The following is a 25273-nucleotide window of genomic DNA, read 5'->3' on the forward strand; positions in this document are numbered from 1 at the left end:
TTGTAATAACGCGCTCAACAACATCGCTCACTATACTGATTTTTATTTCTCAATTTCTTTCTCACACCTCAAAATCGGATTTTATACTTGGACAATGTGATCGCTTTTCATGTTTTCAATCGCAGAATTTGCTAATCTACTAATCGTCATATCGTCCATTGGCGGATTATGCAAACCAGCGCGAACATCGCGATAATAGCGTTGTAACGGATTTCCCCTTGCAAGACTTTTCGCACCAACAACTCTCATCGCTTTGTCGACAACGTCAATTGCAGTATTTGTTACGGTATACTTTGCTACTTCGATATCATTTATAATTAAATCTCTGCGTGTCTCATCATCATAAGCTTCTGCCACGCTGTAAATCAGATGTCTCGCTTGGGTTAATTTCAAGTCAATTTCTCCTAAATGTTGTTGGACATTCGGTAGCTGACTAATCGGTCCAGTTAAACTGTTCGGAGTATGCTGATTTGCAAAACGGACTGCATAATCACGCGCAGCTTGCGCAATTCCTAAGTAACACGCTGGGATATGAAGCATCCATCCACTAAATTTTCCACTCGGATTGTCGGGAAGTTCAACAAGTTGAGCGTCTTCAACAACGACATTTTCAAGCACCAAATCATGACTACCTGTTCCTCTCATTGCTATCACATCCCATGTTTCATCAATCGATAAACCATCTAAGTCTTTATGTAGAAGAAAAAAACCGATTCTTTGTTTTTCTTCGATCCATGCTGACGTTAGAAAATAGGTCAATACTGGCGATGCTGTTGTGAACGATTTGCGTCCATTAATGACCCATGAACCATCTTTTTTCACTGCACTCGTTCCAGGACGTCCTCCTCTTGCTGGGCTTCCTGTAATTGCTTCACTTACAGATCGATTAACTAATGCACCATTCACTACTTCTTTAGCAAAACAATTGAGCGCTTCTTCCTTCCATAACTTCTTCTCAAACACATCTCCAATCACCCCTAAATTCCAACCAATTGAAAGACCTGTGTTTCCATCAAAACTGGCAATTGTCTCTTGCAAAAGGACCATATCATATACTTTTAAACCTGCCCCACCATATACTTCTGGCAACGTAATACGCTGATAGCCCAAGTCCACAAGCGCTTGTATATTATTCTTTGGAAAGATTGCCAACTCATCTGTCCTTGCTGCATTTTCCTTAAATTTTGTTTCTAGTTTAGACACTTTTTGCAACCAATCCTTTTGACGCTCGTTTTTTACAAATAGACTAATCATGACCATCCCTCCATATTATGTTGAATTAACATTATCCTTATAGTATGTATTGAATCCCTATAAGTTTACTAAGAATTAAAGTAATCGTATCCATCTTTAATTAATCTGTCAAGACATTTTCAGAATTTAGTAACTTTGTCACTGATGGTTCAAATGAGTGATGTGGTTATTCGTTTGACAACTATTTGTAAAAAACACGTAACCGATGTGAAGTTTACTGGTTTTCATAGGAGATTTGCATTAAACATGAAGATGGTTAAAGTAATTAAAAACAGAAAAAAGCGAAGGAAATGATACGCTTTCCTTCGCTGTTTTTTATATTGTTGCCTCTCCATAATTGGAATTCTTTATTTAAGCTTTCGTATAACGGAGCACTGGATTTCTAGCCGCTCTCGTTTCATCGAGGCGACTAACAACTGTTGTATGCGGCGCTGTTTGAACGATTTCTGGGTTCTCTTCAACTTCCTTTGCAATTTGAATCATCGCATCGATAAATGCATCTAACGTTTCTTTTGATTCTGTTTCCGTTGGCTCAATCATCATACCTTCCTCAACATTAAGTGGGAAGTAGATTGTTGGGGGATGATATCCAAAATCGAGCAGTCGTTTTGCCATATCCAACGTACGAACGCCTAATTGCTTTTGACGGCGACCTGAAAGAACAAACTCATGTTTACAATGCTGTGTATACGGTAAATCGAAATAAGGTTCTAATTTACGCATCATATAGTTTGCGTTTAGAACAGCATTTTCTGTTACTGCTTTTAAGCCATCTGGACCCATTGAACGAATATACGTATATGCACGTACGTTGATGCCAAAATTCCCGTAAAATGGCTTCACTCGTCCAATTGATTGAGGACGATTGTATTCAAATGTATACACATCGTCTTTTTTCACTAAGACTGGTTTCGGTAAGAATGGTGCTAAATCCTTATGCACGCCTACTGGACCTGAACCTGGCCCCCCACCACCATGTGGACCTGTGAATGTCTTGTGCAAGTTTAAGTGAACCGCGTCAAAGCCCATATCGCCAGGACGTGCTTTCGACATAACCGCGTTTAAGTTAGCACCGTCATAGTACAACTTACCGCCAACGCCGTGCACAATTTTTGCCATTTCAACGATGTCTTCTTCGAATAAACCTAACGTGTTTGGATTTGTCAGCATCAGTGCAGCTGTATCATCTCCTACAACACTTTTTAAGTCCTCTAAGTCAACGAGACCTTTTTCATTTGTTTTAACCGTCACTGTATCGTAACCTGCAACTGTTGCGGAAGCTGGGTTAGTTCCGTGCGCGGAGTCAGGTACAATTACTTTTGTACGATGGTGGTCACCATTTGATTCGTGAAATGCGCGAATCATCATCAATGCAGTCCATTCTCCGTGCGCACCTGCAGCCGGTTGAAGTGTGATTTCATCCATGCCTGTAATTTCGACTAAATGTTCTTGCAAGTCATACATAAGTGCCATTGCACCTTGTACTGTTGACTCGTCTTGAAGTGGATGAATATTTGCAAATCCTGGGAAACGTGCAACTGCTTCATTTATTTTAGGGTTATACTTCATCGTACAAGAGCCAAGTGGATAAAACCCAGAGTCGATACCGTGGTTACGTTTCGATAATGCAGTATAGTGACGCATAATATCTAGCTCGGACACTTCCGGCAGTTCCGCTGGTTCTTCACGTTTGAAACCCGCTGGCAATAAGTCATCAAGATCAAGTTCTGGTACATCAAGTTCTGGCAAGCTGTAGCCGACACGACCTTCTTTGGTCACTTCGAAAATTAATGATTGTTCTTCCTTAAGCATTGAGGGCCTCCGTTTCTCGCACACAAGCAACCGTATGTTGAACAAGTGCATCGATTTCTTCTTTTGTACGTTGTTCCGTAACTGCGATCAGTGCATGGTTTTTTAATTCCTCAAATTTTAACCCAAGATCATAACCACCGATAATATCTTGGTTAAATAAATAATCATTCACTTGTTTCACTGGTACTTCCAAATCAACCACAATTTCGTTAAAGTGCGCTTGATTAAAAACCACTTTGAAGCCAGCCGTTTCAAATGCATCTTTCGCATATCTTGTTTTTACGATGTTCTGGTAAGCAATTTCTTGGGTACCTACTTTACCTAGCGCTGTCATCGCAACGGAAGCAGCAAGTGCATTTAATGCTTGGTTTGAACAAATGTTAGATGTAGCTTTATCTCGACGAATATGTTGCTCACGTGCTTGTAGCGTCAGTACATAACCGCGTTTACCTTCTTCGTCTACAGTTTCACCAACTAGACGTCCCGGTAATTTACGCATTAGCTTTTTCGTTACAGCAAAATATCCACAGTGAGGTCCACCAAATGATTCCGGTATTCCGAAAGGTTGTGCGTCCCCTACGGTAATATCCGCCCCTAGTTTTCCTGGAGGTGTGAGTACGCCCAGTGCAAGTGGATTTGATGAGACAACTAACAAGCCTTTAGATCCATGAGCAATCTCACCAATTTTTTGAATGTCTTCAATTTGTCCAAAGAAGTTAGGATATTGAACGAGAACCGCCGCTGTTGAATCATCCATTAGTTCCTCTAACTTTTCAAGATCCGTAACCCCGTCTCTTTGTGGAATTGTCACCACTTCTACTGATTGACCAGTCGCATAAGATAAAACGACGTCACGCGATTCAGGATGAACTGTTTCAGAAACTAGGATTTTCTTTCTACGCGTGTGACCAGCTGCTAACGTACCTGCTTCAGCTAACGCTGTTCCTCCGTCATACATGGAAGAGTTTGCGATCTCCATGCCAGTTAATTCACAAATCATTGTTTGATATTCAAAGATTGCTTGTAATTCTCCTTGAGAAATTTCAGGTTGATACGGTGTATACGCTGTATAAAACTCCGAACGAGAAATGACATGGTCAACGATAATCGGTTTATAATGGTCGTAAACGCCAGCGCCTAAAAAGGATGCATAACGACCGGCATCTGCGTTTTGAGCTGCAAGTTTCGCCAATTCTTTTGTTAATGAAGATTCAGACTTCGCTTTTTTTATGTTGTATTCGCCTTTAAAGCGGACTTCTTCTGGAATCGCTTCGAATAATTCTTCCACCGAAGAAATTCCGATGACGTCCATCATTTCTTGACGATCTGTTTCCGTCATTGGTATATAACGATGCTTCATGTTTTCTAATCCCCTTTATATGATTAATTATCAAAACAAGATATCTGCTAAATCTTTTTAACGTTTATAGAATGGCGTTTTAACAATGACAGCTTTCAGTTGTCTTTTTCGCACTTGAACGATCACTTCTGTACCTTCTGTCGCATACTCCGATTTCAAAAGTGCAAAACCAATATTTTTATTTAAAGTAGGCGACTGTGTACCTGTTGTCACTTCTCCAATTGCTTCGTTATTCAAGAACACTTGATAGCCAGTACGTGGAATGCCTTTGTCGATCATTTCAATCCCGACAAGTTTACGAAGTACGCCATTTTCTTTTTGTTCGCGAAGCGCTTCTTTTCCAATGAAATCTTCTTTTTTATTTAATTTCACAACAAAACCAAGTCCAGCTTCAAGCGGTGTGATTTCCTCTGAAAGTTCTTGCCCGTATAAAGGTAGTCCCGCCTCAAAACGAAGTGTATCACGTGCCCCAAGTCCTGCAGGCACAAGCCCTTCATTTTCACCTGCCATTAAGATTGCTTCCCATAGTACGACGATAGATGTTGGTGAAGCATATAGTTCAAAACCATCTTCGCCCGTATAGCCTGTACGAGAAATCAGTACTTTTTGACCACAAATTTCAACATCTTCTTTAAATCTAAAGAACTTAATTTCATTAAGTGGCTCAGTTGTTAATGATTGGAGAATCGCTTCAGCACGTGGCCCTTGTAAAGCGAGTAATGCATAATCGGATGATTGATCTTCGATTACAACATCCTCAGTTATGTGATCATTCATCCAGTCAAGATCTTTTTCAAGGTTGGAAGCATTGACGACGAGTAAGTAATTATCTTCATCTCGTTTATAGATTAAAAGATCATCAACCGTCCCACCATTTTCATAACACATTGCTGTATATTGGGCTTGACCGATATTCAGTTTTGACACATCATTTGTCATCATTTTCTGTAAATAAGGCAAAGAACCTTTTCCAGTGACAAGAATCTCCCCCATATGTGATACATCAAACAATCCAGCTCTTGTTCTAACCGCCTCGTGCTCAGCTTTAATACTAGTAAACTGAACAGGCAAATCCCAACCGCCGAAGTCAATTGTTTTTCCACCGTGTTTTGCGTATTGTTCAAATAAAACTGTCCGCTTTAACGTTTTCGTCAATATTTCTCTTCCTCCTATCATATAACTACTTACCACAATTTCGTTTTCGTCTGTTACAAATTCTCATTAACTTTTCACATGATTTTTACTCATTAAATCCAAATGAAAACTGAATAATTCAAGAGCATCACCAAGCGATTAGAATGCATTCACTAAAATTCAGGAGCATAAAAAATAGACAAAGATTCCCTATTCGAAAAAGCGTTAAGGAACCTCTGTCTTTTTACCTGAAAGTTTGACCTTGCGGCTTTCCTCGTTGGTGGTTGGTTTATCCAACACTCTCCAGAGATGCGTCATGTAAGAGTCTTTTTGCCTGAGAGATTCATGATAAATTCACTTGCTCCTTCGGCGACGCAGCTGCGTTCTCTCCTCATACAATCACTCGCAATTATTCTGTTGTTTTCTAATAATGAAAAAATAGCAACCTTTCATGTCACATCTTAACATTTGTTTTATGAAAGCGCAATAGTTTTATAGAAACAAACACTTTCACGAACATTGTTAAATTAATCACAGACATAGTTCGTGTTTATGTTCATTGTTTAATTTTTTCATTAAATCTGGATAATGTTACAAAAAATAGGAACGAATGTTTAATCCGCCCCTACTTTTGTCTTATAGTCATATATGGTTGTTTTAGTCATCGCCTCGCAAACGATTCATTTGGAAGACGATATATGTTGTTATGTCAAGCAACGATCGGCGTTCAGTCTCTACTTTAAAATGACCCGCTCTTAAATAATATGGTTTACGATCATAATATAATTTCTCAAGTTCCGTCTTAGAGGACCGTTGTACAATCGGTCGATTTTTATCGGTTGCGATTCTTCGCCAAATATCTCGAAAAGGAGCATTCAAGAAAAACACAAGACCTGTTCTCCTCATAATTTCCCGATTTTCTTTACGCATTGCGACGCCACCACCGGTTGCTATAATACAATATTCATCTCGAAAGTTTCTTAAAAACTCCGTCTCCAACTCTCGGAAATACGCCTCTCCGTATAGTTCGAATATTCGCGGAATTGACATACCCATCTTTCGCTCAATTTCTGTATCCATATCATAAAACGGTAATTTAGTAGCAAAGCTTAACCTTTTACCAATTGCACTTTTTCCAGACCCCATATATCCAACTAAATATACCCTTTTCACACTCATCACCTACAATTCAACACATTTATTTTATTCGCCCGAACGTCTCATTAATTCTATCGTTCTTTTTTCATAATACACTTCTAACGAATTAAGATTGCTATATAAACTATCATGCCACATAACTATAGAAAAAAGAAAGAGACTTACAAAAAATAATAAAATAAGTGTTGCAGCGAATGTGATTCCCCGCTCATTGTGAATAATCCCCAATTGTAAAATTGCGCTCCTTTCGAGTTCCATCTTGCATCGTCACATTGACTACTAGCGTGGGATGTTGTAAAGAAAATTGGGCTGATGAAACATGGGTTAAAAAAGGAACATGTCCAAGTCCGTCAATGGATTTCCGAATGACATGGTTTCTTTGTTCGATTGCAATTAGTCCCCTATCCGTCCGAAAACGAACCCCTTCGCCATTATGATAAACCTCAAATGAATGAAGGTGCGTTAATTCAGCTTGAAAATCAGCAGCAAACATTTCCCAAGCGGTAGCGGAATGCTCTGTATACTGGCGTTCAATTGGACCTTTCCAATAAAAAAACAATAGAAACAATTGTGCAAACAAAGCGAAAATCATTACTTGAAGAATACATTCCAGAAGCGTATAACCTTCTTGACTCGCTAAGCGTCGAATTCGATGCATTTTGTTAACACCTCATGATCGAGTCGATACGATACACATATCGCATTACTAGTTACTTGCCAATTGTAGTTTATCTCATCCACTGTTCGGGATCCTTCTACTTGACGATACGCCTGATATGCAATTGCGCCTTGGTAAGCTGTTTCAGCAGCGTGCATAGATAATTTCTTTTTTTGCATAGTGATTGTCATCTGTGTGGCGACTGGCAAAAGTGTTCCAAATATGATGGAAAGTATTGTGATCGTGAGAATTGCTTCTGGCCAAGAGTATCCCTTCTGATTCACTAATAATCATCCTTCCCCGTTGAAATTGAAATGTGATTGCCGTTCTACCAGTTTTGCCTACAATTGTTAACACGCCGGAATACACAATATTGCCATTTCCATGAAATTCCACGGTTTTTAATGCACTTGAACTTGATACGTGCATCCCTTCAGGTAATAATTTTCTTGACAACTCTTTTTTACCAGGGACGGCAGCCACATACATTGTTTGCGTTCCTGAACTTTGGAAACTTAATCGCGTATATTCGTTATATGCCATCGAGTAACTTTGCAAGCTGTAAATCGTCGCTATAATTGAATCGATTGCATCTTCTTCTGATGCCATTCGGAACCATTTATTGCCCATCGGCAAAATCATTACTGTCAACAAAATAACTATGGATAACACAAAAGTCATTTCAATTAATGTAAATCCCCTTTCTGTCTTCGTTCTTTTTACGTATAGTTGTGCTTGACATTTAACTCCCACCATTTTTACTTACTTTTCCATTCGTAATCTTTAAATCTGTTCCATCTGGACACTCGGGTATTCCCTCAAAATACTCAGTATCAGCTAAAACTGCTAAATCGGTTGGATATTGGTGTGTGTCCATTTTATAAGCCTCAACTTGACCTTGAACCATAGATATATATGCGTCGCAACCTTTCTCATCAATTTTTTGCGAGTGCTTCGTAACGTTTGGAATCGCAATTAGGATCAATACCGAAATAATTAATAAAACAATCATCATCTCGATTAAAGAGAAACCCCTTTGATTCAATATTTTTCTCATAAACTTCATCCTTTCAAAATGTATCTAACATATTATAGATAGGTAATAACAAAGCAACGTAAGCAGCTAATATGCAAACCGCTATCAGACTAAACAACACAGGTTGAAGAAGCGCTAGTCCTTTTGACATTTTTCGATGTAAGGATTCTTCTAGATGTGCACTATAAATGAGCAATTCCTTTGCTAAGTGACCACTCGCTTCGCCATGTTTTGCAAACGACGAAAATTCTTTGGTTAATCCATCAACTAATGCAATCGCTGCATGAAACGGTTCCCCAAATATCAAATACCCTTTCACATTTCTAGCAATTTCCCCCAATACTGGATCTACGTTTTGTTGGATCAGTACGTCCAATGCATCTTGTATTGAAACGCCAGACTCCAATAAGCTTCCTAGTTCCCTCGCAAATTGTTTAGATTTCCACTGAAAAATCCAATGACGTATAATGGGAATCTTCTGGATGAACTTTATTTTATTTTTGGGTAATTGTTTACGATAATAAAATAATGCCCCCATTAGTGAGGCAGCCATAATCATCATCATGCCGAAAATCATATCAGGTAGTAGGGATACTATTTTAGGAAGCAAGGCGCTCACTGTAGAGATGTCTCCTTGCCGTGAACGTGACAACGCTTCCATATTCGGCAAAAAGAAATTACGAAAACCCATTAGCAGTGCAGCTATAAAAACAAATAGCGTTAAGGGATACGCTAGTAGATTTCTTAGTCTCTTTTTTGCTTCTTCAACTTTATCCAGTTGTTTAGAAAGCGCTAGTAACACCCCCGCTAATTGACCATTCTTCTCGGCTATAATCACCGATAATAATAGCGTGTCTGAAAAACCAAACTTCCCTAAAATTGCAGATACCCCTAACCCTTTTCTAAAAGCCTCTTCAATCTGTCCAATGACAGCTTCATAAGCCAATGTATGATGCGGTAGTATCAAATTAATGGCATCCGAAAATATATAGCCTTCATCCAATAACTCGGCAATTCGGGCTAAGAAAACGGGTTTATCTGAAATTGGTATGATTTTCTGTTTAACAACATGGCTATTTTTCATATTTTGATTGCGATTGACTATATTTCTGAAGGAGTAGAGTCATTTTATTCTCGGTTGAATACGTGAATCGCTCTCCTTTCTTGATTGAATCTAATACAGCTTCAATTGCTTCATTTGCAATCATTTCAAATACCGCACCCATTTCACCATTGTTCTTGACGATTAGACGCTGCGTTGAAATGCAAATCATCGTTTGTCGTAACTCTTCCAATGAAACACCAAAGTCTAACATTCTATAAATCGTTCCAACCGGATCTTTTGAATGCACGGTGGAGAATACTAAATGACCTGTCAAAGCAGCACTTACCGCAATTTTAGCTGTCTCAGCATCTCTAATCTCACCGAGCATAATTACATCAGGCGAGTGTCTCAATATCGCCTTTAATCCCGTAGAATAAGTCATACCAGCACTTTCATTCACTTGAATTTGCAGTAAGTGTGCATGTTTATTTTCTACAGGGTCTTCTAGTGTGATCACATGTCTATTTAAATTGTTCGCACAATGCGATGTTAAAGAATACATCGTAGTCGTCTTTCCACTACCGGTTGGGCCACTGAGTAAAATAAGCCCTTGTGGCATAGCAGTAGCTGTACGCAACGTGTCCGCCCATTCTTTTTCTAGGCATAATTGATCGATAGGTACAATACGATTATGTTTTTGTACCCGAATTACAACACTTTCTTGATAATGAATAGCAGGGATTGTCGATACTCTAAAAGAAAAATTTTCTTCATGCATCTTTTTGTGAAAGGAACCGCTTTGAGGTTTACGCTTATCGCTTATATCTAAAGAAGAAAGAAATTTATAAAAAGAAATCATTCGTTCCGCTAGTTGGGGAGGTAGCGAGCCGATTTTCGTTAACTTTGAACCACGATTAAAATTTACATCATATCCTTTACTTGATGGGATCAGGTGAATATCTGTTGCATTTTCATACACAGCTTGTTCAAGAAGATTGTTGCACTTTCTTTCAATCACATTTTCATTTTTAGCCATAAACTCCCCTCTCTTTTTAAAAGAATTGTCATTCCTGAGTTTTTACTAAAATAACGAAGGACTGCTCTTCATCACTACACTTAGCATACAATGTTTTTCAAAAATTGGGAATACAATTGGTTAAAGTGATATTTTTATAGTTAAAAATCACTTCTTTTTAAATTATCATCACTAATAAAGGGATAATATTAGTTTATCGATGAATTTTCACAAAAAAATAACAATACACCGCTTCGACACAATAATATTCAGATTTGAGTTTACTTTTACCGTTATCATCCATTATAATAGATAAGAGCGAGCTTATTGTATTGTTATTAAGGAGGGACGCGCATATGGATAACATGTTCAAGCTATTAGGCTGGTGGACAGGTATATTTGCGGTTTTGTTCTATGCTGGTGATATGATACCTGCATCGCTTTTATTCGTTGCAAACACTGTTTTCTTTTTACTACTTGGCTATTTAAACCTAACGGAGCGTATGTACATGTACATGTTCGGAGCTTATTTGATGGTGTTTATGGTCGGCTTTAGTTATTATGCAACTTTTATTCACGTACCAGGGACCGGACATTAATACTGTACATACAAAAAACAGCCTTTTATGGCTGTTTTTTTATTTCATAAAAATTATATTCTCGATTTTAGTATACTTGCTTCATTCATGCGACTACGCTTTTGAGAACTCTTAAAATCCGTTTAAAAAAGGATTGCTGTTCATTTCGTAGGCTGGGGTTGTTGATGGGCCGTGCCCTGGGTAAATCACAACGTCTTCACCTAATGTCAATAGCTTGTCATGGATAGAACTTAGCAGCGTTTCAGTATCGCCTCCTGGTAAATCTGTTCTTCCGATGCTTCCTTGAAATAACGTATCTCCTACTACTGCAAAACCGTCTTCTAGAAATACAAATGACACGCTGCCCGGAGAATGGCCTGGAGTAAAACGTGCTTCAAATGTAAAAGGACCTACTTTCATCCTTCCTTCGTCTCTCATTAAATGGTCTGCAGCCCGGTTTCGGACAAGCGGAAGTCCTGGATATCTAGTAGAACCATTTTGCTCTGGGTCTGTTAACGTATGTTGCTCAATTTCATGGATATAAACAGGAATCTCAAAATGGTCCCGTACAGCATCAACTGCGCCAATATGATCGAAATGACCATGTGTTAATAAAATTGCTATCGGTTTTAAATTTGCACCCTCAATATGTGTAATTATTTTTTTGCCCTCTTCACCTGGGTCAATAATCAAACAATTACTATCCTCATCTTGAATAATGTAGCAATTTGTTTGAACTGGACCGAGTGGAAAATTAGTTATCTTTAACATTCGCATTGCCTCCTCTTCAAATAGTCTACGCAATTCAAATCGTGAATTCAAACATTCCTCACAAATACACTCGACAATTATCGCGAAAACGATTACAATAGATAGTGGATATTGCTATATTGGCATTCATTTTTCTAAAGTGAAAGGAGTGTCTACACAATGAACTTACTAATGGTCATTTTTGGTCTAGTTGGTATTTTTGCAGCAATTGGTACAGTACAAGCATTTAAAGAACGTAATATTTTGAGTATCGTTTTCAATTTTGGAGCTTGCGTTGTTTTCGGGGGCTTTACAATTGCGACGATAATTACTCAAGGTTACCCACCAACATTGTAACGATGAGTGGGGGTGACACGAGAATTAAAAAGGGCTTTATTAAAGGTCCACAATAAAAGTAGAGAGATGGAAGTATCGTTTCCAACTCTCTACTTTTTTATATATTTGATTCATACTCGTATAATAACCACTTTTTTCCTTTATCAGTTTCCACGTCAATAATTGTTTCGAGCATCGGACCAGTGATGCATTTCTTCGTATCCGGCGTACACTTTATTGAACTATTTAATGTTTCATTCAGAAGGACCTTTTCCTCGTTTCCTTCAATTTTCACTATATCATAGGCCTCTTCTATTTCATCTAATAGACCACTTTCAAGCGGTCTATTGACAATGACGCTATCGGATGCAAGCCACTGAATAAAAGGCATAACCCATTCTGAGTAATTACTGATCGCCGGCATGGTCCAACGAGCCAACTCAACTCCTAATATATCAACAATTGTATATTCAGCCTGTCCACTATCGTTGATGCGCATGTGTAATAATGATTCTTTAAATGTATCATATAAAACAACTTGATCTTCAACGGTGTCAATTTTCTCTCCCGTTTGACGGTCGTACAAAAACAACTTTCCGCCATCTAATGGATGAGTGTCTAATTCAGTTAAAATAAAATGTTCGCTACCTAGCCATTTTGGAAAAGGATCCTCATTTGATATAAGTTGAAGATTATTTTTCAAGCCATCAAATAAAAACACATCAAAAGACCAGTCCTGATGAAAAGCAGTTAATAGGAGGTATTCAGGATTTATGTCATTCCACTCAATTTCAAGCTCGTTCGACTGAATCGTGACTTCATTTTGTAACACACCCGCTAATGAAATGATTTTCACTGTTGCAGAGGAAGGATGATCCGTCGTATGTAATAATACAAGTTCTCTTGTTGGATGAATGAAAACGTCCGCAATAATGGTTGGTTCTTCATAAATAATTTTCGTTTCACCTGTGAGTACATCAAATGATTTTAAAAGATAAAAACCTTCTTTTTTCTCTACATATAAAATCTCCGTATTCGTTAACCAATCAACAATAAAATGAAAGCTAGCGCGGTCCACGGTTAGTTTTTTGATAGATTCCTTTATTTCCATTTGTTTTGGTTCTTCTCGAACTTCCTTTTGCTTTTCTTCTTCCTTGCCAAAACAACCTGCTAATAATAGTAAAACAACACCTATGATAAGAACATTTCTCTTCAACGCTCCCCCTCTTTCCCATTTTTTATTTTTCAAGCTACTTAACTCGTAATAATTAAAAGGATTTTATTCAGATTAGGGTAAAAAAAGGCTGCACGGAAATTTCCGTGCAGTTCCTAAAGTCATCATTTCATTTCATTCTCTAGATTTTCGGGTTCCGTCATAAAACGGAGTAAGTCTCCATTAATAATCATATCCGAATAATCAAGTTCATCCATCGCACGTTTTAAATACTGATCACACTCCGCTTGTTCTTCTGCGGGTTCTCCAGTGTTTGTATCGTAACAAACATCAGTTGTATATATATAGTTTTCTGTTACAAAACGGCCATCCCTAAAGATCACAAACGGTTCGTAATCTGGAGAGAAGATATCTTTTCCAAGTTGCATATCGCCCTTCGTTTCAATTCCCATCAAATGAAGTAGCGTTGGTCTAATATCTAATTGACCTGAGACAGTATCAATCTTTTCGCCTTTACCATAACCTGGTATATGAATGAACAATGGAACTCGTTGTAGTTTCGCATTATCAAACGGTGTAATTTCTTTATCCAAATACATACCCATTGCTTTGTTATGATTTTCCGAAATACCGTAATGGTCACCATACATAACAATAATTGAGTTATCGTAAAGACCTTTTTCTTTTAAGTCCTCAAATAATACTTTAATCGCTTCATCCATATAACGAACAGATTGGAAATACTTATTCAATGTTCTTGAATTAGAATCATATTGCGGGATTAGCATATCTTCTTCATCAAGATCAAAAGGATAATGGTTTGTTAGTGTAATTAATCTTGTATAAAACGGTTGAGGAATATCGAGCATTAAATCAGCTGATTGCTTAACGAAAGGAATATCTTTCATTCCCCAGTTAACTGCGTCTCCTTCGCCAATTTCATAGCTTGCTACGTCATAAAACTTTTCAATATTTAATGCGTCATACATAATGTCTCGGTTCCAGAAACTCTTATTGTTCGCATGCATAACACTTGTGTGATACCCATTTTCTCCCAACTTATTAGAAAGTGAGTCGTAAGTGTTTCCACTATGCGTAAAGAAGACGGCTGCACCATTTCTAGGGTAAAGTGAGTTCTCTAGAATAAATTCGGAATCCGATGTTTTTCCAAGACCAGTTTGGTGATAAAAATTAGAAAAGTAAAATGTGTCTGGATCATTCGTTAATTCATTTAAAAATGGTGTAATAACGTGCCCGTTCATTTCCTCATTTATAACAAATGATTGTAGTGACTCTAATGATACGGCAATAATATTACGGCCTTCAGCGATGCCTAACATCTCCGGATTCGGCTCAGCGTAATTTGCGTTAATATAGTTACCTACTTCAACCATTTCACTTCCATCCGCAAGTACACGTTGTGCATGTGATTTTGATTGCATCACAATATCATAAATATGGTAATTATACGTACCAATATTTTTCACAAGTAATTCTCTATCAAATGTTCTCGTTAATAGTTGTGGTCTCTGTGTTTCTGCAAGTCCTAAATTGAACATTGTCAGTGAAGCTGCCATGATAAAATAGAGTTTAGGTCCAACATTTTTGCCTGATACTCTATCTTCTGCTTGCGGAATATAGCGAATTGCTAAAGAAACAATCAATACATCCGTAAAGAAGAAGATGTCAAGTAGTGACATATTGGCAGTGATAGATGAAGACAAATCTCCAAAGTTACTTGTTTGAAATAATACTGGCAATGTAATAAAGTCATTGAAAAATCTATAAAATACAGCATTCGCAAACATAATAATCGAGGTAATTAAACTTACCGAAAATATAAATTTATTTCTTCTTTTTGGTGTTTTTATAAATAAAGCAATACCGTAAATAAATAATAAAAAGCTTAAAGGATTCATTAATAGAATGAATTCTTGCATCATATTATCAATCGTCATGCTGAAGCTCGTTTGATACCCAATGTATGTGGTAAGCCACGTAGCAACAATTGCTATGATGAGTACGGAGTGCTTCGGCCAACTAAATTTCTTCATTCCACTCTCTCTTCCTTTCAATTTAATCTCATAAAATAATATCCATTTTAGTGCAATCACATATATATAAGACGGACGAGTTCTCGTAAAGTTTCATATTCATATTAAATAATTCTATCTACCTATCAAAATTTCTTTCGTTCTTCTCTCAAAATTAGAATAGCTTTCAAATAATCTTCTTTCATAATGAGGCCATTTTCATAAAGCTCAGCTACTTCTTCCATAATGAGCTCAATATCATCTAACTTATTCCCAGTATAAATATAAATACCAAAACGCTTCAACAATTGAATAACACTTAAAAAGTCTTTCATGGTAATTTCCTATTCCTTTGACAGTCTATCATATTTCTCTCAGTAATGATCGTATTTACAGGGATATCATGATTTTCGGTTGGAACCACTTGGTTAGTTTGACAATTAAACGCAAGAGAAATTGTATCTCCTTTATAATCAGCCAAGTATCTGTCATAGTACCCGCCGCCAAATCCAATCCGGAATCCCTCATTGGAAAAAACAACTCCTGGTACGATTTGTAAATCAATCTCTTCCTTTCGAACAGAGTTGGTTTCATTCACAATGGGTTCTAATAAATCTATATACACTGTTTCTAATTGTTTAAACGAAGTAATGAGACGAAAATCCATTGCTCGCGTTTTTCGAATGCATTTTGGAACAGCAACGTTCTTGCCTGCTTCCCATGCTGCTTCAATAAACGGGCGCGTATCAACTTCAGGATATCGAGAAATTGTCACACCAATCGTTTTCGCATTTTTATATACATCTAGTTGCATGACATGTTGTATAATTCCCAGTGATAACTGGGCGTGTTCATCTACGTTCATTGTATTTAACTTCTGAAGCATTTGATGCCTACTGTTTTTCTTATCCAACTTTCATACCCCCAATTCAAAGGACAAAAGTGCAAGGCACCAATTTAGATGTGACATCCCTTTGGTGCCTGCAATTAGACGAAAAAACCAAAACCAATAAAGGTTTTGGCCTGAGCAATCATTTTGTTTCGCGGTGCAACGTTTGTTTTCTCTCACGTGAGCAGTATTTTTTCATTTCAAGACGTTCAGGATTGTTACGTCTGTTTTTCTTTGAAATATAATTGCGCTCACCGCATTCTGTGCAAGCAAGTGTAATATTTACGCGCATTTTTGTCCCTCCCACTCATCAGGCTGTAAAATTAATTATGAGCATGATTAATACGACTTTTTAATTATATCATGTATATACCCAATGTCCAGTAGAAAGTATGAAATATATTTATTTAAAACAATATGCTAAGATTAGATTAAAAGCTCTGGGTGTCGTCCAGCCCCGACAGGCATAAGTCGAGCAAACTACAAGGAAGGCATCCTGTAGGCCCGCGTTTGTGCCACATAGTTGGATTGCTTATGACCCGAGGGGCTGACGCACAGAGCTAGCCAGATTAAAAGCTTGCGATAGACACTAGTCCCTAAAACAATTAGAATAAATTTTATTATTAAATGAGGTGTGATGACATGGATCTACATTTACTTTTAATCGCATTTGGTATTATTATTGTAATTCTTTCTTTCTTTGTAGGACATTCAAATCGAATTGACTCGGATGAATTAGAAAAAATCTCAATTAGTTTACATCAAGAAACAAATGGTTTAAAAAAGAGATTAAAAGCACTAGAAGAAGAACTTATGATGAGTATGGAACCAATAGAGACGAGTCAACATAATACAAGAGCACAACCAGTTCATGAAATTATTGTCAATCAAATTCTCTCATTAAACTCTCAAGGCTTTTCAATTGAAGATATCGCCAAACGTTCCTCTTTAACGAGTGAGGAAGTTATCCGCGTATTACAATCGAGAGGTGTGAGGTAAATTGTTCTTGAAAGATATTCTACGTATTATTGGCGTTGCTTGTATTCTTTCAGGCACGTTTCTTTATTTTATAACAAATTCAACAGAGCAAGAATCTGAAATACTAGCTGAAAATAACGAATTGAAATATGAAATTTCCGCTCTCGAAACAAAACTTCAACAGACCAAAGCAGAATTGGCAAATTTACAAACATTAACATCCGAAGCAAATCAATCTAGTGATAGCCAGCAGCAAGAAATAGATGAAGCTAGCAACGATTCAACATTAGTTGAAACCATTTTACATATTGAATCTGGTACTTCTTCTAAAGACGTTGCCAATGAATTAGCAAACGCTTCAATTATCGAGGACCCAGACGCCTTAAATACGTATTTAAAAACATATGATTTAGCAAAGAAAATTCAAATTGGAGAATATCGATTGGATTCATCAATGTCCATTGAAAAAATCTCGAAACTTATTACGAATACACATTGAAAATGCACCTATCTCTTGAATTGAATGAGATAGGTGCATTTATTATTCTTCATCATCTTTTAATGTTGGTTTAATTTCTTGCAGCACATCCTGCGCATCTTCAAGTTCAGCTTTTTTTGCTTTTAATTCGAAGTATTTATCAACAGCATCATACGCAATTTCATTGTTTGCATACGTATATCTTCCTGTTGAAATATGTGGAATTAATACCGCATAGGCTATTTCAGGTTTATCATAAGGTGCGAAACCGACATGCGCAAGGCTTACTGTGGATTGACCTGTCTTCGTTTCTACATCATAACCATAGGTTTCTGATGTACCAGTTTTACCTGCCGCGTCATAAGGTTTACCATCGAATAAGCCTCGAGCAGTTCCCCTCGCACCGTAATACGTATAATACATACCACGCTTCACTTGTTCAATTTCACGATCAGTATTTGGAATTCGATTAAGCACACGTGGCTCAGCCTCTTGAACGAGTGGACCTAACGTCTTACCATCCGGCGAAGGCTCTCGAATTTCTTTTAGTACATGTGGTGCAATTCGGTATCCGCCATTCGCTATGGTCGCCACATATTGTGCAAGTTGAAGTGGGCTATATGTATCATATTGCCCAATCGATAAGTCTAATAAACTGTAGCTAACATTCTTCCCTGGTTTCCCGCCAACTTCTCCAGGTAAATCGATACCAGTAGTTGTACCGAGGCCAAGAGCACTATAGGAAGAGCGCAGCTTTTCAAATGCATCAAGATTAACCCGCAGTACGCTATTATACCCTCCGTAACTGGAACCGCCAATACCCATAGCGATTTTAAACATATAGACGTTTGACGAACGACCAATTGCTTCAATATCGTTCATCGGAATACGAGTGAAAGCCGACCGGTTAAAAATGGACCCTTTTATTCCATCCCCCCTAAACTTCAATGCTTCATCGATTTTCGTTTCGCCAACAGTTGCAGCACCATGTTCATAGCCCGCGAGCAAAGTAGCCATCTTGACGGTAGAACCCATTTCGTACCTCGTTGTAAATGTACCAAACGAGTAATCTCTAATTTCAAAACGCCCGGTTTCTCTGTTGCGGACGACTTGCTTCCCCACAAGTGATAGGACTTCTCCATTATTTGGATCTAGCATGACGAGAAATGCGCGGTCTAAATAACGACTATTTGGTCCGCTTTTAAGCTGTAATAATTTATCGCTCACAATCTTTTCCAATGCAACTTGTAGTTCCGTATCTATTGTTAAAACAAGATCTTTTCCAGGCATGCCTTCTTGTACCGTTTTAATCTCTATGACTTTTCCTGTCCGATCTTTTATGTTTTTAACAACTGTCTTTTGACCTTGTAATAACTCTTCATAATAATACTCAAAAAAGCTTCTACCTACTCTATCATTTCGCGAATAATCTCGAGCCAAGTAATAATTCAAATGCGACTTAGGAATCCCTTCATTTGGATTTGTGGTGGTCCCTAATATCGTATTTGATGATTTTCGAACTCTTTCCCAATCAGTCGTCGTGTTCACACCTGGAAAGTCACTTAGCCGTTCAGAAACCATCGCAAATTCTTCTGGCGTCACATCGCCACTTTTTATCACTTGTGGTGAAAATGCATAGCCGGACATCATTTCACGATAAATGGCTAAAACTTCGAGGTCTTCCTTAGTGAAAGAATTCAACTCTTCTTCAGTAATCCTTTCTCGCGTTAGCCGTGTCACTGCTCTTTGTTGTTCTCTTTTTGATAATGAACGATCATTTAATATTGCTCTTCTTTCTTCGGCTGTTACTTTATTAAATGCCTCTTCACTATTTTTCAATATCCAAAAATCTCTTTTATCCCCTAAAGTGATTCGATTTGTATTCTTTTCGATAAGTTGTGCAAGTTCTTCCGCAATCTCCAACATCTCATTTGAGGTAGTTGTAGACATTTTCGTATATGTAATGGCATTTTTAGGGAGATTATCAACTAATATTCTGCCTTCACGATCAAATATTCGGCCGCGTGGCACACTCGTATTGACAGCAATCTCTTCAGTTCGTTCCAAAGCTCGTACATAATCTTCACTTTTCACAATTTGTAAATAACCTAATCGAAATATAAGCAATGAAAAAAGTATGAATATCGAAAAGAATAGGAAATTCATTCGGAAAGAAATGTTTTTCCTTAACCGAACTTTAGGTCGTTCCGTTCTTCTTGTTTGTTTTTTCAATCATTCCTAGCCTCCTTTTCAATTCATCCCTTTTGAATTATACCACCCTATAAAAGAAAAGCACATACCTAGACGAATTAGGTATGTGCTTTGTTTCATTTTCATGAACTTTTATTTTATTTTCCGTAACGGTTCGCAACTTCATCCCAGTTGACAACATTCCAGAATGCTGAGATGTAGTCTGGACGACGGTTTTGGTAGTTAAGATAGTATGCATGCTCCCATACGTCAAGTCCTAGAAGTGGTGTCTTGCCTTCCATTAATGGTGAGTCTTGGTTAGGTGTTGACATCACTTCAAGTTCTCCATTATCTAGAACAAGCCATGCCCATCCAGAACCGAAGCGAGTTGCACCTGCTTTCGCAAACTCTTCTTTAAACTGGTCAAAGCTACCGAATTTCTTATCAATTGCTTCAGCTAGCGCACCTGATGGTTGTCCACCACCGTTTGGAGATAGTAGCTCCCAGAATAGTGCATGGTTTGCGTGTCCGCCACCATTGTTTCGTACTGCAGTTCTGATATCTTCTGGAATTGCATCCATATCAGAAATCAGTTCTTCGATGGATTTGTCTGCTAGGTCAGCATGTCCTTCAAGTGCATTATTTAAGTTAGTTACATACGCGTTGTGATGTTTCGTGTGATGAATATTCATCGTCTCTTTGTCAAAATGTGGTTCGAGTGCATCGTATGCATAAGGTAGTTCTGGTAATTTGTAAGCCATTTCTTCCATTCCTCCTCAAAAGATGTATATATTTCCTACATCTATTACATTAGCAAAACTATGAAAAACGTTCAAATAAAATGGACTATTATGCTGTTCCTTATTTCATTATCCTCATAATAATTGAGGAATTAATATGAAAATGCGATGGTACATGTATTTTATTTTTCACAAAAGAACTAGCATCCTACACATAGGAATACGAATAGGAGTGCCTTGCAGAAACATTTCTACATGGCGCTCCTGTCATTATAGTCGGAGAACCTATTATAGACAATGATGTATCATCTGATCTCAATCGGATTATTTGGTTTACATTCTCTCTCAACGTTTTCGCTGACCACAGCATTTTTTTGATTTTCGATGAGCTTTTTTTTGATTCACACTCTTTGAATGATGGTCACCCTGCTTCGAACGTTTTATGCTTGATTGTTGCCATTTAGTCGTCATACCTGAAATTTGCTCACGACTCTTTTTTTCATCGTCGAATGTCATTTCATTCATCGCCTCCCTTCTTTTCAAATATATTCATCGCAACGGGATAAGTGAACGGCAGAAGTATTGTCTAATTGCCGATTTTCATCACAGTTGTCTGCATAAAAAAATCAGCCCATCCATAGACGTGAAATTTCAAGGTTAAATTATTGTATTAGATGAAGGGGCTGGGTGTTCAAACTTCCGATGAGGATGCGACAGAATGGCAGTAATTTGAAGATGGATGGTTTGAGCAAGTTCATAATCGCGAATGCCATATCCCCTAAAGTAAACCTAGCTAAAAATCCCAAAACCTTAAAACAAAAATATAGCTACTCTGGCGTCACGCTTATAGCACATGAAGCTTTTGCCCGCATATGATAGTGATACTTGGATAAAAAGGACGTGAAGCATGACCTCCATCAACTGGCTTGATTTTTTCATTCTTATATTTGCATCTTTTAGAATTACGCACTTCATTGTTTTTGATGAAATTACAGCTTTTATTCGAATGCCTTTTATATCTGAAGTTTTTAAAGAGGATTCTTCAGGTAACATGGAGAAATACATTGAAATCAAAGGAGCGGGGTTACGCGCTTGGATCGGCAAGCTTTTAAGTTGCTATTGGTGTACTGGATTTTGGAGTGCTTTAGGTGTTGTACTCATTTTTATTTATTTCCCTATTGCTTTCCCAATCCTTTTGGTTTTTGCAGTCGCAGGAGCAGCTGCTATCCTAGAATCCATAATATAAAAAAGGCACCCGTTTCTTACACATGTTGAATCGAGTAAGAAAAGGGTGCCTTAAAACATTGGCTGGCTTGTATTTGGATTATTTAACAAACAAAATAAATACTATAATCATAACAATCATCAAAAATCCTTTTGTAACAATAGAGGTTAAGAAACCGACTAAAGAACCGATTCCTATTTTAACGGCGAGCTTAAATGCAGTACGATTAACAATCAACTCTGCAAGAATTGCACCTAAAAAAGGTCCGAGAATAATACCGGCAACCGGGATTGCAAATGGGCCGACTAATAAGCCAATCGTACTTCCCCACATCCCCGCCTTTGACCCACCGAATTTCTTAACACCTACAAGGTTAGAAAGCGTATCTGCCACAAACAATAAAATGAGAAATAAAATTTGTATGAGCCAAAAAAGCCAAGTTAACTCTTCAAAAGATACGAATACCCCGTAAAGTAGATAACCGCCTACCATAAATAGAGCTGATGGAATAATTGGATAGACGAGCCCTAAAAAAGCTATGATAAAACAAATTATCGCAACAATCCAACCAACTATCTCCATCTAAAGCCCTTCTTTCCTTACTTAATTATCCACGCTTTCCAAGCACAGCTTCAGCAATGTTTACCGCATGGTCACCGATTCGTTCTAAGTTTGAAACAATGTCCACGAAAACCATTCCGCCTTGAGCTGTACAGCTTCCTTCATTTAATCGAATAATATGTTTCTTTCTAAATGTCCGTTCCATTTTATCGATTAAATCTTCTTGTTTCGTTACTGCTCTTGCAAGTGCCATATCATTTTTATCTAGTGAATCAATTGCTTTTTGAACTGTTTCAGTTGTTAATGTAAACATATTAGATAAATCTTCAATTGCATCTTCAGTTAATTCAACACGATTGACATCTCGGTAATCCAATAACTCAATAATATTTTCAAAATGGTCTCCAATTCTTTCGAAATCTCTGACCGTTTCCATTAATGTCATATGTCTTGCGGATTCAAGTGGTGAAATATTGACCGAAGAAATTTCAACTAAATAATCTGTAATTCGACGATCTAAATTGTTTATTGCATCTTCTAACTGATATGCAGTTTCTGCATGTTTTTTATTTCCAGTTTTTAAATACTTGTATGTTTCCTCTAATCCCTGGACACTAAAATCGCCCATGCGAATAATCTCTTCTTTCGCTTGTCCAATCGCAACCGACGGGGATTGTTGGATGAAGTGATAATCCAAATGCTTTGGCTTATATTCAATCGTAACTTCCTCACCTGGGATAAACTTTGTGACTAAATAAGCCCAAAAACCAATTAACGGAAATTGAATAATCGTATTGGCCACGTTAAATGAACCGTGTGCAAATGCGATTTGCATTTTATTTTCGAGTTCCAAAACAGAAGCAATCCATTCAACGTATGCAGTGAATGGGACTAGGAAAATTAAAAAGACAATGGACCCAACAACATTAAACAAAACATGCGTGGCCGCCGCACGCCTCGCAGCTACTGATACACCTATTGAAGCTAATATAGCGGTAATTGTTGTACCAATATTATCACCGAATAAAATTGGCAGTGCTGCTTGTAAATCGACTAGATTTTCTGCATATAGACCTTGCAAGATACCTACCGTTGCACTTGAACTTTGGACAATCAAGGTGAAAACAGTACCAACAACTACTCCTAATATTGGATTTTCACTCATAGAGACCGTCAAATCACTAAATGCCTGTAATTCACGAAGTGGTTTCATTCCGCCACTCATCAGTTCAAGCCCGAGGAATAATCCACCAAAGCCAAAGACAACGTCACCAAAGTTTTTATAAGCATTTTTCTTGAAAAAGAAAAGTAAAAATGCACCAACAGCCATTATAGGCAAGGCATACGCCCCAACGTCAAATCCAATAACAAAAGCTGTTATCGTAGTTCCAATATTGGCACCCATAATTACACCAATGGCTTGACGCAACTTCATAAAACCAGCACTTACAAGTCCAACTGTGATTACAGTCGTCCCTGAACTTGATTGAATTAACACCGTCACAACAATTCCGACTAACACACCCATAAAAGGATTCGTTGTAAATTTGTCTAATATATCCCGCAGTCTATCGCCTGCAGCCCTTTGTAAACCGTCCCCCATATATTTTATTGAAAATAAAAAGATTCCAAGTCCACCAAGAAATTGGAAAATCATTTCTTGCCAGTTCACTTCCATTTAGTAGTCAACCCCATTCATTCATTTATCAATATACCGTTATTCATTATGCTTGTCTTATTGACTCATTGTAAATAGCTAAGTGATAAAATTTACATTCCCTTTACAATTGAATATGAAAATGTCATCAATCTGTCAAATGTTTGAACGATCCTATTTTCTTCTATTGATGATAGACTAGAATGGAGTAAGGAGGTTTCCAAATTGAACTATCATCAAATATTCAAAGCGAGTCTTTATGAATTTAAAAAACTGGCGGCGTTTCGATTGTTGCCTATCGGTAAAGTTTTTACTTATGTTTTTATATTTGTTTTTTTCTTTACCGTAATTTCCTTTTCCCGGTTTATTATTGGAGATGATGTATTATTTGACGCTTCTCCCGACTTACAAGAACATAGTGAAAAAATTGGAGCACTTATTTTTCCGATAGCTTTTATTTTACAATTAGTCATTAGTACATTTTATATTTTCATTCGGGTAAGCGCTTTTGCTTATATTGGTTCTCTAATGATAAAATTGATGAAAAGGCGAGGCCAGTACCTTCATGTATGGAGAACTTCTGCGATTGCCATGACACTACCTATCTTAATCACCATTGTATTCGACTTTTTCCCTGAGCTAAAAAGTAGTGGATTAATAATTTCATCAATTATACATTTCACTTATATCGTTCTTGCTATCAAGTATTACCCGAAACAACCGGAGTTACAACGTAATCATTAATACTTTTTATCTGTAATGAATCTTTTCTAAAATAAGCATAATTCCTCACCTAGAACATAATGTTCAACAAGGGGGAATTTAAATGAGAATATTACTTCTAGCCGCAGCAATTTTTTTAACCATACATTTTGTTCGTATTGATTTCGTTGAAGGGACAATCCCTCAAAAACCAACAGAGGATGATCAGGTACTATGTGAAGATGAAACCCGTTCGATTCCTGTAACGTCTATTCATGGAGATACGATTGAATCTTTATTTGCACTTTATCCTGATGCCGAAATTGGTTTTATAGATAGATTAGAACAATTTTACACTTTAAATCCTCACCTTAAATTACAAGGAATTGTTGGTGGAGAAACAATTTTAATCCCTCTTTCAAATTCAGAACAGAATAAATGTGAATAAATGAAAGAAGGAATGGTATTGGGATACATAAGGACTAAGCGAGCAAGGCCTGCATCTATCAT

Annotated in this window: 28 protein-coding genes and 1 riboswitch; of the genes, 7 read left to right on the plus strand and 21 right to left on the minus strand. The window is 37.4% G+C overall.

Annotated elements, in window-relative coordinates:
• Window positions 1-81: 81 nt before the first annotated feature.
• From AB1H92_RS07330 to comGA, 10 genes are all read right to left on the minus strand, one after another.
• Complete coding sequence (locus tag AB1H92_RS07330) at window positions 82-1254, minus strand: acyl-CoA dehydrogenase family protein (RefSeq protein WP_115361035.1); 1173 nt, start codon at window positions 1252-1254, stop codon at window positions 82-84.
• Window positions 1255-1605: 351 nt separating this feature from the next.
• Window positions 1606-3066, minus strand: coding sequence for an aminomethyl-transferring glycine dehydrogenase subunit GcvPB (gcvPB, locus tag AB1H92_RS07335; RefSeq protein WP_115361034.1), 1461 nt, complete (start codon window positions 3064-3066; stop codon window positions 1606-1608).
• On the minus strand, window positions 3059-4426 hold the full coding sequence (gcvPA, locus tag AB1H92_RS07340) for an aminomethyl-transferring glycine dehydrogenase subunit GcvPA (RefSeq protein ID WP_115361032.1): 1368 nt from the start codon (window positions 4424-4426) through the stop codon (window positions 3059-3061). Before gcvPA ends, gcvPB begins: the two co-directional genes overlap by 8 nt.
• Window positions 4427-4483: 57 nt before the next feature.
• Window positions 4484-5581: a glycine cleavage system aminomethyltransferase GcvT gene (gene gcvT / locus AB1H92_RS07345; RefSeq protein WP_172481042.1), complete on the minus strand. Its 1098-nt coding sequence runs from the start codon at window positions 5579-5581 to the stop codon at window positions 4484-4486.
• A 291-nt stretch (window positions 5582-5872) separates the two neighbouring features.
• Window positions 5873-5963, minus strand: a riboswitch (glycine riboswitch).
• 254 nt (window positions 5964-6217) lie between these two features.
• Window positions 6218-6733, minus strand: coding sequence for a shikimate kinase (locus AB1H92_RS07350; protein ID WP_115361029.1), 516 nt, complete (start codon window positions 6731-6733; stop codon window positions 6218-6220).
• A 193-nt stretch (window positions 6734-6926) separates the two neighbouring features.
• Window positions 6927-7376 carry a competence type IV pilus minor pilin ComGF gene (gene comGF / locus AB1H92_RS07355; protein ID WP_115361027.1) on the minus strand — a complete coding sequence of 150 codons (450 nt, stop codon included), beginning with the start codon at window positions 7374-7376 and terminating at the stop codon, window positions 6927-6929.
• 144 nt (window positions 7377-7520) lie between these two features.
• A complete protein-coding gene (locus AB1H92_RS07360; protein WP_115361025.1) occupies window positions 7521-8132 on the minus strand; it encodes a type II secretion system protein in 612 nt (203 codons plus the stop codon).
• A complete protein-coding gene (comGC, locus tag AB1H92_RS07365) occupies window positions 8119-8433 on the minus strand; it encodes a competence type IV pilus major pilin ComGC (protein ID WP_115361023.1) in 315 nt (104 codons plus the stop codon). Before comGC ends, AB1H92_RS07360 begins: the two co-directional genes overlap by 14 nt.
• Window positions 8434-8446: 13 nt before the next feature.
• The gene (gene comGB / locus AB1H92_RS07370; protein ID WP_115361021.1) at window positions 8447-9496 is read right to left on the minus strand and encodes a competence type IV pilus assembly protein ComGB; all 1050 of its coding nucleotides are present in this window, start codon (window positions 9494-9496) and stop codon (window positions 8447-8449) included.
• A complete protein-coding gene (comGA, locus tag AB1H92_RS07375; RefSeq protein WP_115361019.1) occupies window positions 9486-10493 on the minus strand; it encodes a competence type IV pilus ATPase ComGA in 1008 nt (335 codons plus the stop codon). Before comGA ends, comGB begins: the two co-directional genes overlap by 11 nt.
• Before the next feature lie 335 nt (window positions 10494-10828).
• Between comGA and AB1H92_RS07380 the strand changes: the two genes are divergently transcribed.
• A complete protein-coding gene (locus AB1H92_RS07380) occupies window positions 10829-11071 on the plus strand; it encodes a DUF2626 domain-containing protein (RefSeq protein WP_115361018.1) in 243 nt (80 codons plus the stop codon).
• A gap of 111 nt (window positions 11072-11182) precedes the next feature.
• On the opposite strand, the gene AB1H92_RS07385 is transcribed toward AB1H92_RS07380, so the two are convergent.
• On the minus strand, window positions 11183-11821 hold the full coding sequence (locus AB1H92_RS07385) for an MBL fold metallo-hydrolase (RefSeq protein WP_115361016.1): 639 nt from the start codon (window positions 11819-11821) through the stop codon (window positions 11183-11185).
• 159 nt (window positions 11822-11980) lie between these two features.
• Here AB1H92_RS07385 and AB1H92_RS07390 point away from each other — a divergent pair, with 159 nt between their 5' ends.
• Window positions 11981-12157, plus strand: a complete 177-nt coding sequence (locus tag AB1H92_RS07390) for a DUF2759 domain-containing protein (RefSeq protein ID WP_115361014.1) — start codon at window positions 11981-11983, stop codon at window positions 12155-12157.
• A 97-nt stretch (window positions 12158-12254) separates the two neighbouring features.
• Here AB1H92_RS07390 and AB1H92_RS07395 read toward each other — a convergent pair whose 3' ends face one another.
• The 5 genes from AB1H92_RS07395 to rpmG form a co-directional block, all read right to left on the minus strand.
• Window positions 12255-13352: a hypothetical protein gene (locus AB1H92_RS07395; RefSeq protein ID WP_115361012.1), complete on the minus strand. Its 1098-nt coding sequence runs from the start codon at window positions 13350-13352 to the stop codon at window positions 12255-12257.
• A 122-nt stretch (window positions 13353-13474) separates the two neighbouring features.
• Entirely contained in the window at window positions 13475-15364 is a 1890-nt protein-coding gene (locus AB1H92_RS07400) for an LTA synthase family protein (protein ID WP_115361010.1), read from the minus strand.
• Window positions 15365-15489: 125 nt separating this feature from the next.
• Window positions 15490-15678 carry a YqgQ family protein gene (locus AB1H92_RS07405; RefSeq protein WP_115361008.1) on the minus strand — a complete coding sequence of 63 codons (189 nt, stop codon included), beginning with the start codon at window positions 15676-15678 and terminating at the stop codon, window positions 15490-15492.
• Window positions 15675-16256, minus strand: coding sequence for a 5-formyltetrahydrofolate cyclo-ligase (locus tag AB1H92_RS07410; RefSeq protein WP_115361006.1), 582 nt, complete (start codon window positions 16254-16256; stop codon window positions 15675-15677). The genes AB1H92_RS07405 and AB1H92_RS07410 overlap by 4 nt, the downstream gene beginning before the upstream one ends.
• A gap of 118 nt (window positions 16257-16374) precedes the next feature.
• Window positions 16375-16524: a 50S ribosomal protein L33 gene (gene rpmG / locus AB1H92_RS07415; protein ID WP_075528000.1), complete on the minus strand. Its 150-nt coding sequence runs from the start codon at window positions 16522-16524 to the stop codon at window positions 16375-16377.
• Window positions 16525-16874: 350 nt separating this feature from the next.
• On the opposite strand from rpmG, the gene AB1H92_RS07420 reads away from it, so the two are divergent.
• Window positions 16875-17231, plus strand: a complete 357-nt coding sequence (locus tag AB1H92_RS07420; RefSeq protein WP_115361004.1) for a hypothetical protein — start codon at window positions 16875-16877, stop codon at window positions 17229-17231.
• Window positions 17232-17238: 7 nt separating this feature from the next.
• Complete coding sequence (locus tag AB1H92_RS07425; RefSeq protein WP_166739496.1) at window positions 17239-17709, plus strand: endolytic transglycosylase MltG; 471 nt, start codon at window positions 17239-17241, stop codon at window positions 17707-17709.
• A 42-nt stretch (window positions 17710-17751) separates the two neighbouring features.
• On the opposite strand, the gene AB1H92_RS07430 is transcribed toward AB1H92_RS07425, so the two are convergent.
• From AB1H92_RS07430 to AB1H92_RS07440, 3 genes are all read right to left on the minus strand, one after another.
• Window positions 17752-19854, minus strand: coding sequence for a penicillin-binding protein 2 (locus tag AB1H92_RS07430; RefSeq protein WP_115364080.1), 2103 nt, complete (start codon window positions 19852-19854; stop codon window positions 17752-17754).
• A 182-nt stretch (window positions 19855-20036) separates the two neighbouring features.
• The gene (locus AB1H92_RS07435; RefSeq protein WP_115361000.1) at window positions 20037-20639 is read right to left on the minus strand and encodes a superoxide dismutase; all 603 of its coding nucleotides are present in this window, start codon (window positions 20637-20639) and stop codon (window positions 20037-20039) included.
• A gap of 324 nt (window positions 20640-20963) precedes the next feature.
• A complete protein-coding gene (locus AB1H92_RS07440) occupies window positions 20964-21143 on the minus strand; it encodes a hypothetical protein (RefSeq protein ID WP_115360998.1) in 180 nt (59 codons plus the stop codon).
• Between the two features lie 382 nt (window positions 21144-21525).
• Here AB1H92_RS07440 and AB1H92_RS07445 point away from each other — a divergent pair, with 382 nt between their 5' ends.
• Entirely contained in the window at window positions 21526-21864 is a 339-nt protein-coding gene (locus AB1H92_RS07445; RefSeq protein ID WP_115360994.1) for a DUF1360 domain-containing protein, read from the plus strand.
• Window positions 21865-21942: 78 nt separating this feature from the next.
• Here AB1H92_RS07445 and AB1H92_RS07450 read toward each other — a convergent pair whose 3' ends face one another.
• Both AB1H92_RS07450 and AB1H92_RS07455 read right to left on the minus strand, forming a co-directional pair.
• Entirely contained in the window at window positions 21943-22425 is a 483-nt protein-coding gene (locus AB1H92_RS07450) for a DUF456 domain-containing protein (protein WP_115360993.1), read from the minus strand.
• Window positions 22426-22450: 25 nt separating this feature from the next.
• Entirely contained in the window at window positions 22451-24082 is a 1632-nt protein-coding gene (locus AB1H92_RS07455) for a Na/Pi cotransporter family protein (RefSeq protein ID WP_115360991.1), read from the minus strand.
• Window positions 24083-24286: 204 nt separating this feature from the next.
• Here AB1H92_RS07455 and AB1H92_RS07460 point away from each other — a divergent pair, with 204 nt between their 5' ends.
• Together AB1H92_RS07460 and AB1H92_RS07465 are read left to right on the plus strand one after the other, a co-directional pair.
• Entirely contained in the window at window positions 24287-24805 is a 519-nt protein-coding gene (locus tag AB1H92_RS07460) for a DUF1189 family protein (protein ID WP_166739497.1), read from the plus strand.
• 82 nt (window positions 24806-24887) lie between these two features.
• On the plus strand, window positions 24888-25211 hold the full coding sequence (locus tag AB1H92_RS07465) for a hypothetical protein (protein WP_115360987.1): 324 nt from the start codon (window positions 24888-24890) through the stop codon (window positions 25209-25211).
• Window positions 25212-25273: the final 62 nt, after the last annotated feature.

The sequence above is a fragment of the Sporosarcina pasteurii genome (assembly GCF_041295575.1).
GTDB lineage: Bacteria > Bacillota > Bacilli > Bacillales_A > Planococcaceae > Sporosarcina > Sporosarcina pasteurii.

Excerpts from the sequence above, each read along its gene's own strand:
- AB1H92_RS07440 (WP_115360998.1), bottom strand. The coding sequence starts at position 21,143 with ATGAATGAAATGACATTCGACGATGAAAAAAAGAGTCGTGAGCAAATT.
- comGC (WP_115361023.1), bottom strand. The coding sequence starts at position 8,433 with ATGAGAAAAATATTGAATCAAAGGGGTTTCTCTTTAATCGAGATGATG.
- AB1H92_RS07465 (WP_115360987.1), top strand. The coding sequence starts at position 24,888 with ATGAGAATATTACTTCTAGCCGCAGCAATTTTTTTAACCATACATTTT.
- gcvPA (WP_115361032.1), bottom strand. The coding sequence starts at position 4,426 with ATGAAGCATCGTTATATACCAATGACGGAAACAGATCGTCAAGAAATG.
- comGA (WP_115361019.1), bottom strand. The coding sequence starts at position 10,493 with ATGGCTAAAAATGAAAATGTGATTGAAAGAAAGTGCAACAATCTTCTT.
- AB1H92_RS07385 (WP_115361016.1), bottom strand. The coding sequence starts at position 11,821 with ATGTTAAAGATAACTAATTTTCCACTCGGTCCAGTTCAAACAAATTGC.
- AB1H92_RS07450 (WP_115360993.1), bottom strand. The coding sequence starts at position 22,425 with ATGGAGATAGTTGGTTGGATTGTTGCGATAATTTGTTTTATCATAGCT.
- rpmG (WP_075528000.1), bottom strand. The coding sequence starts at position 16,524 with ATGCGCGTAAATATTACACTTGCTTGCACAGAATGCGGTGAGCGCAAT.
- AB1H92_RS07430 (WP_115364080.1), bottom strand. The coding sequence starts at position 19,854 with ATGAATTTCCTATTCTTTTCGATATTCATACTTTTTTCATTGCTTATA.
- AB1H92_RS07445 (WP_115360994.1), top strand. The coding sequence starts at position 21,526 with ATGACCTCCATCAACTGGCTTGATTTTTTCATTCTTATATTTGCATCT.
- AB1H92_RS07380 (WP_115361018.1), top strand. The coding sequence starts at position 10,829 with ATGGATAACATGTTCAAGCTATTAGGCTGGTGGACAGGTATATTTGCG.
- AB1H92_RS07390 (WP_115361014.1), top strand. The coding sequence starts at position 11,981 with ATGAACTTACTAATGGTCATTTTTGGTCTAGTTGGTATTTTTGCAGCA.
- AB1H92_RS07330 (WP_115361035.1), bottom strand. The coding sequence starts at position 1,254 with ATGATTAGTCTATTTGTAAAAAACGAGCGTCAAAAGGATTGGTTGCAA.
- AB1H92_RS07455 (WP_115360991.1), bottom strand. The coding sequence starts at position 24,082 with ATGGAAGTGAACTGGCAAGAAATGATTTTCCAATTTCTTGGTGGACTT.
- AB1H92_RS07400 (WP_115361010.1), bottom strand. The coding sequence starts at position 15,364 with ATGAAGAAATTTAGTTGGCCGAAGCACTCCGTACTCATCATAGCAATT.
- comGB (WP_115361021.1), bottom strand. The coding sequence starts at position 9,496 with ATGAAAAATAGCCATGTTGTTAAACAGAAAATCATACCAATTTCAGAT.
- AB1H92_RS07420 (WP_115361004.1), top strand. The coding sequence starts at position 16,875 with ATGGATCTACATTTACTTTTAATCGCATTTGGTATTATTATTGTAATT.
- AB1H92_RS07405 (WP_115361008.1), bottom strand. The coding sequence starts at position 15,678 with ATGAAAGACTTTTTAAGTGTTATTCAATTGTTGAAGCGTTTTGGTATT.
- AB1H92_RS07360 (WP_115361025.1), bottom strand. The coding sequence starts at position 8,132 with ATGGTGGGAGTTAAATGTCAAGCACAACTATACGTAAAAAGAACGAAG.
- AB1H92_RS07435 (WP_115361000.1), bottom strand. The coding sequence starts at position 20,639 with ATGGCTTACAAATTACCAGAACTACCTTATGCATACGATGCACTCGAA.
- gcvPB (WP_115361034.1), bottom strand. The coding sequence starts at position 3,066 with ATGCTTAAGGAAGAACAATCATTAATTTTCGAAGTGACCAAAGAAGGT.
- comGF (WP_115361027.1), bottom strand. The coding sequence starts at position 7,376 with ATGCATCGAATTCGACGCTTAGCGAGTCAAGAAGGTTATACGCTTCTG.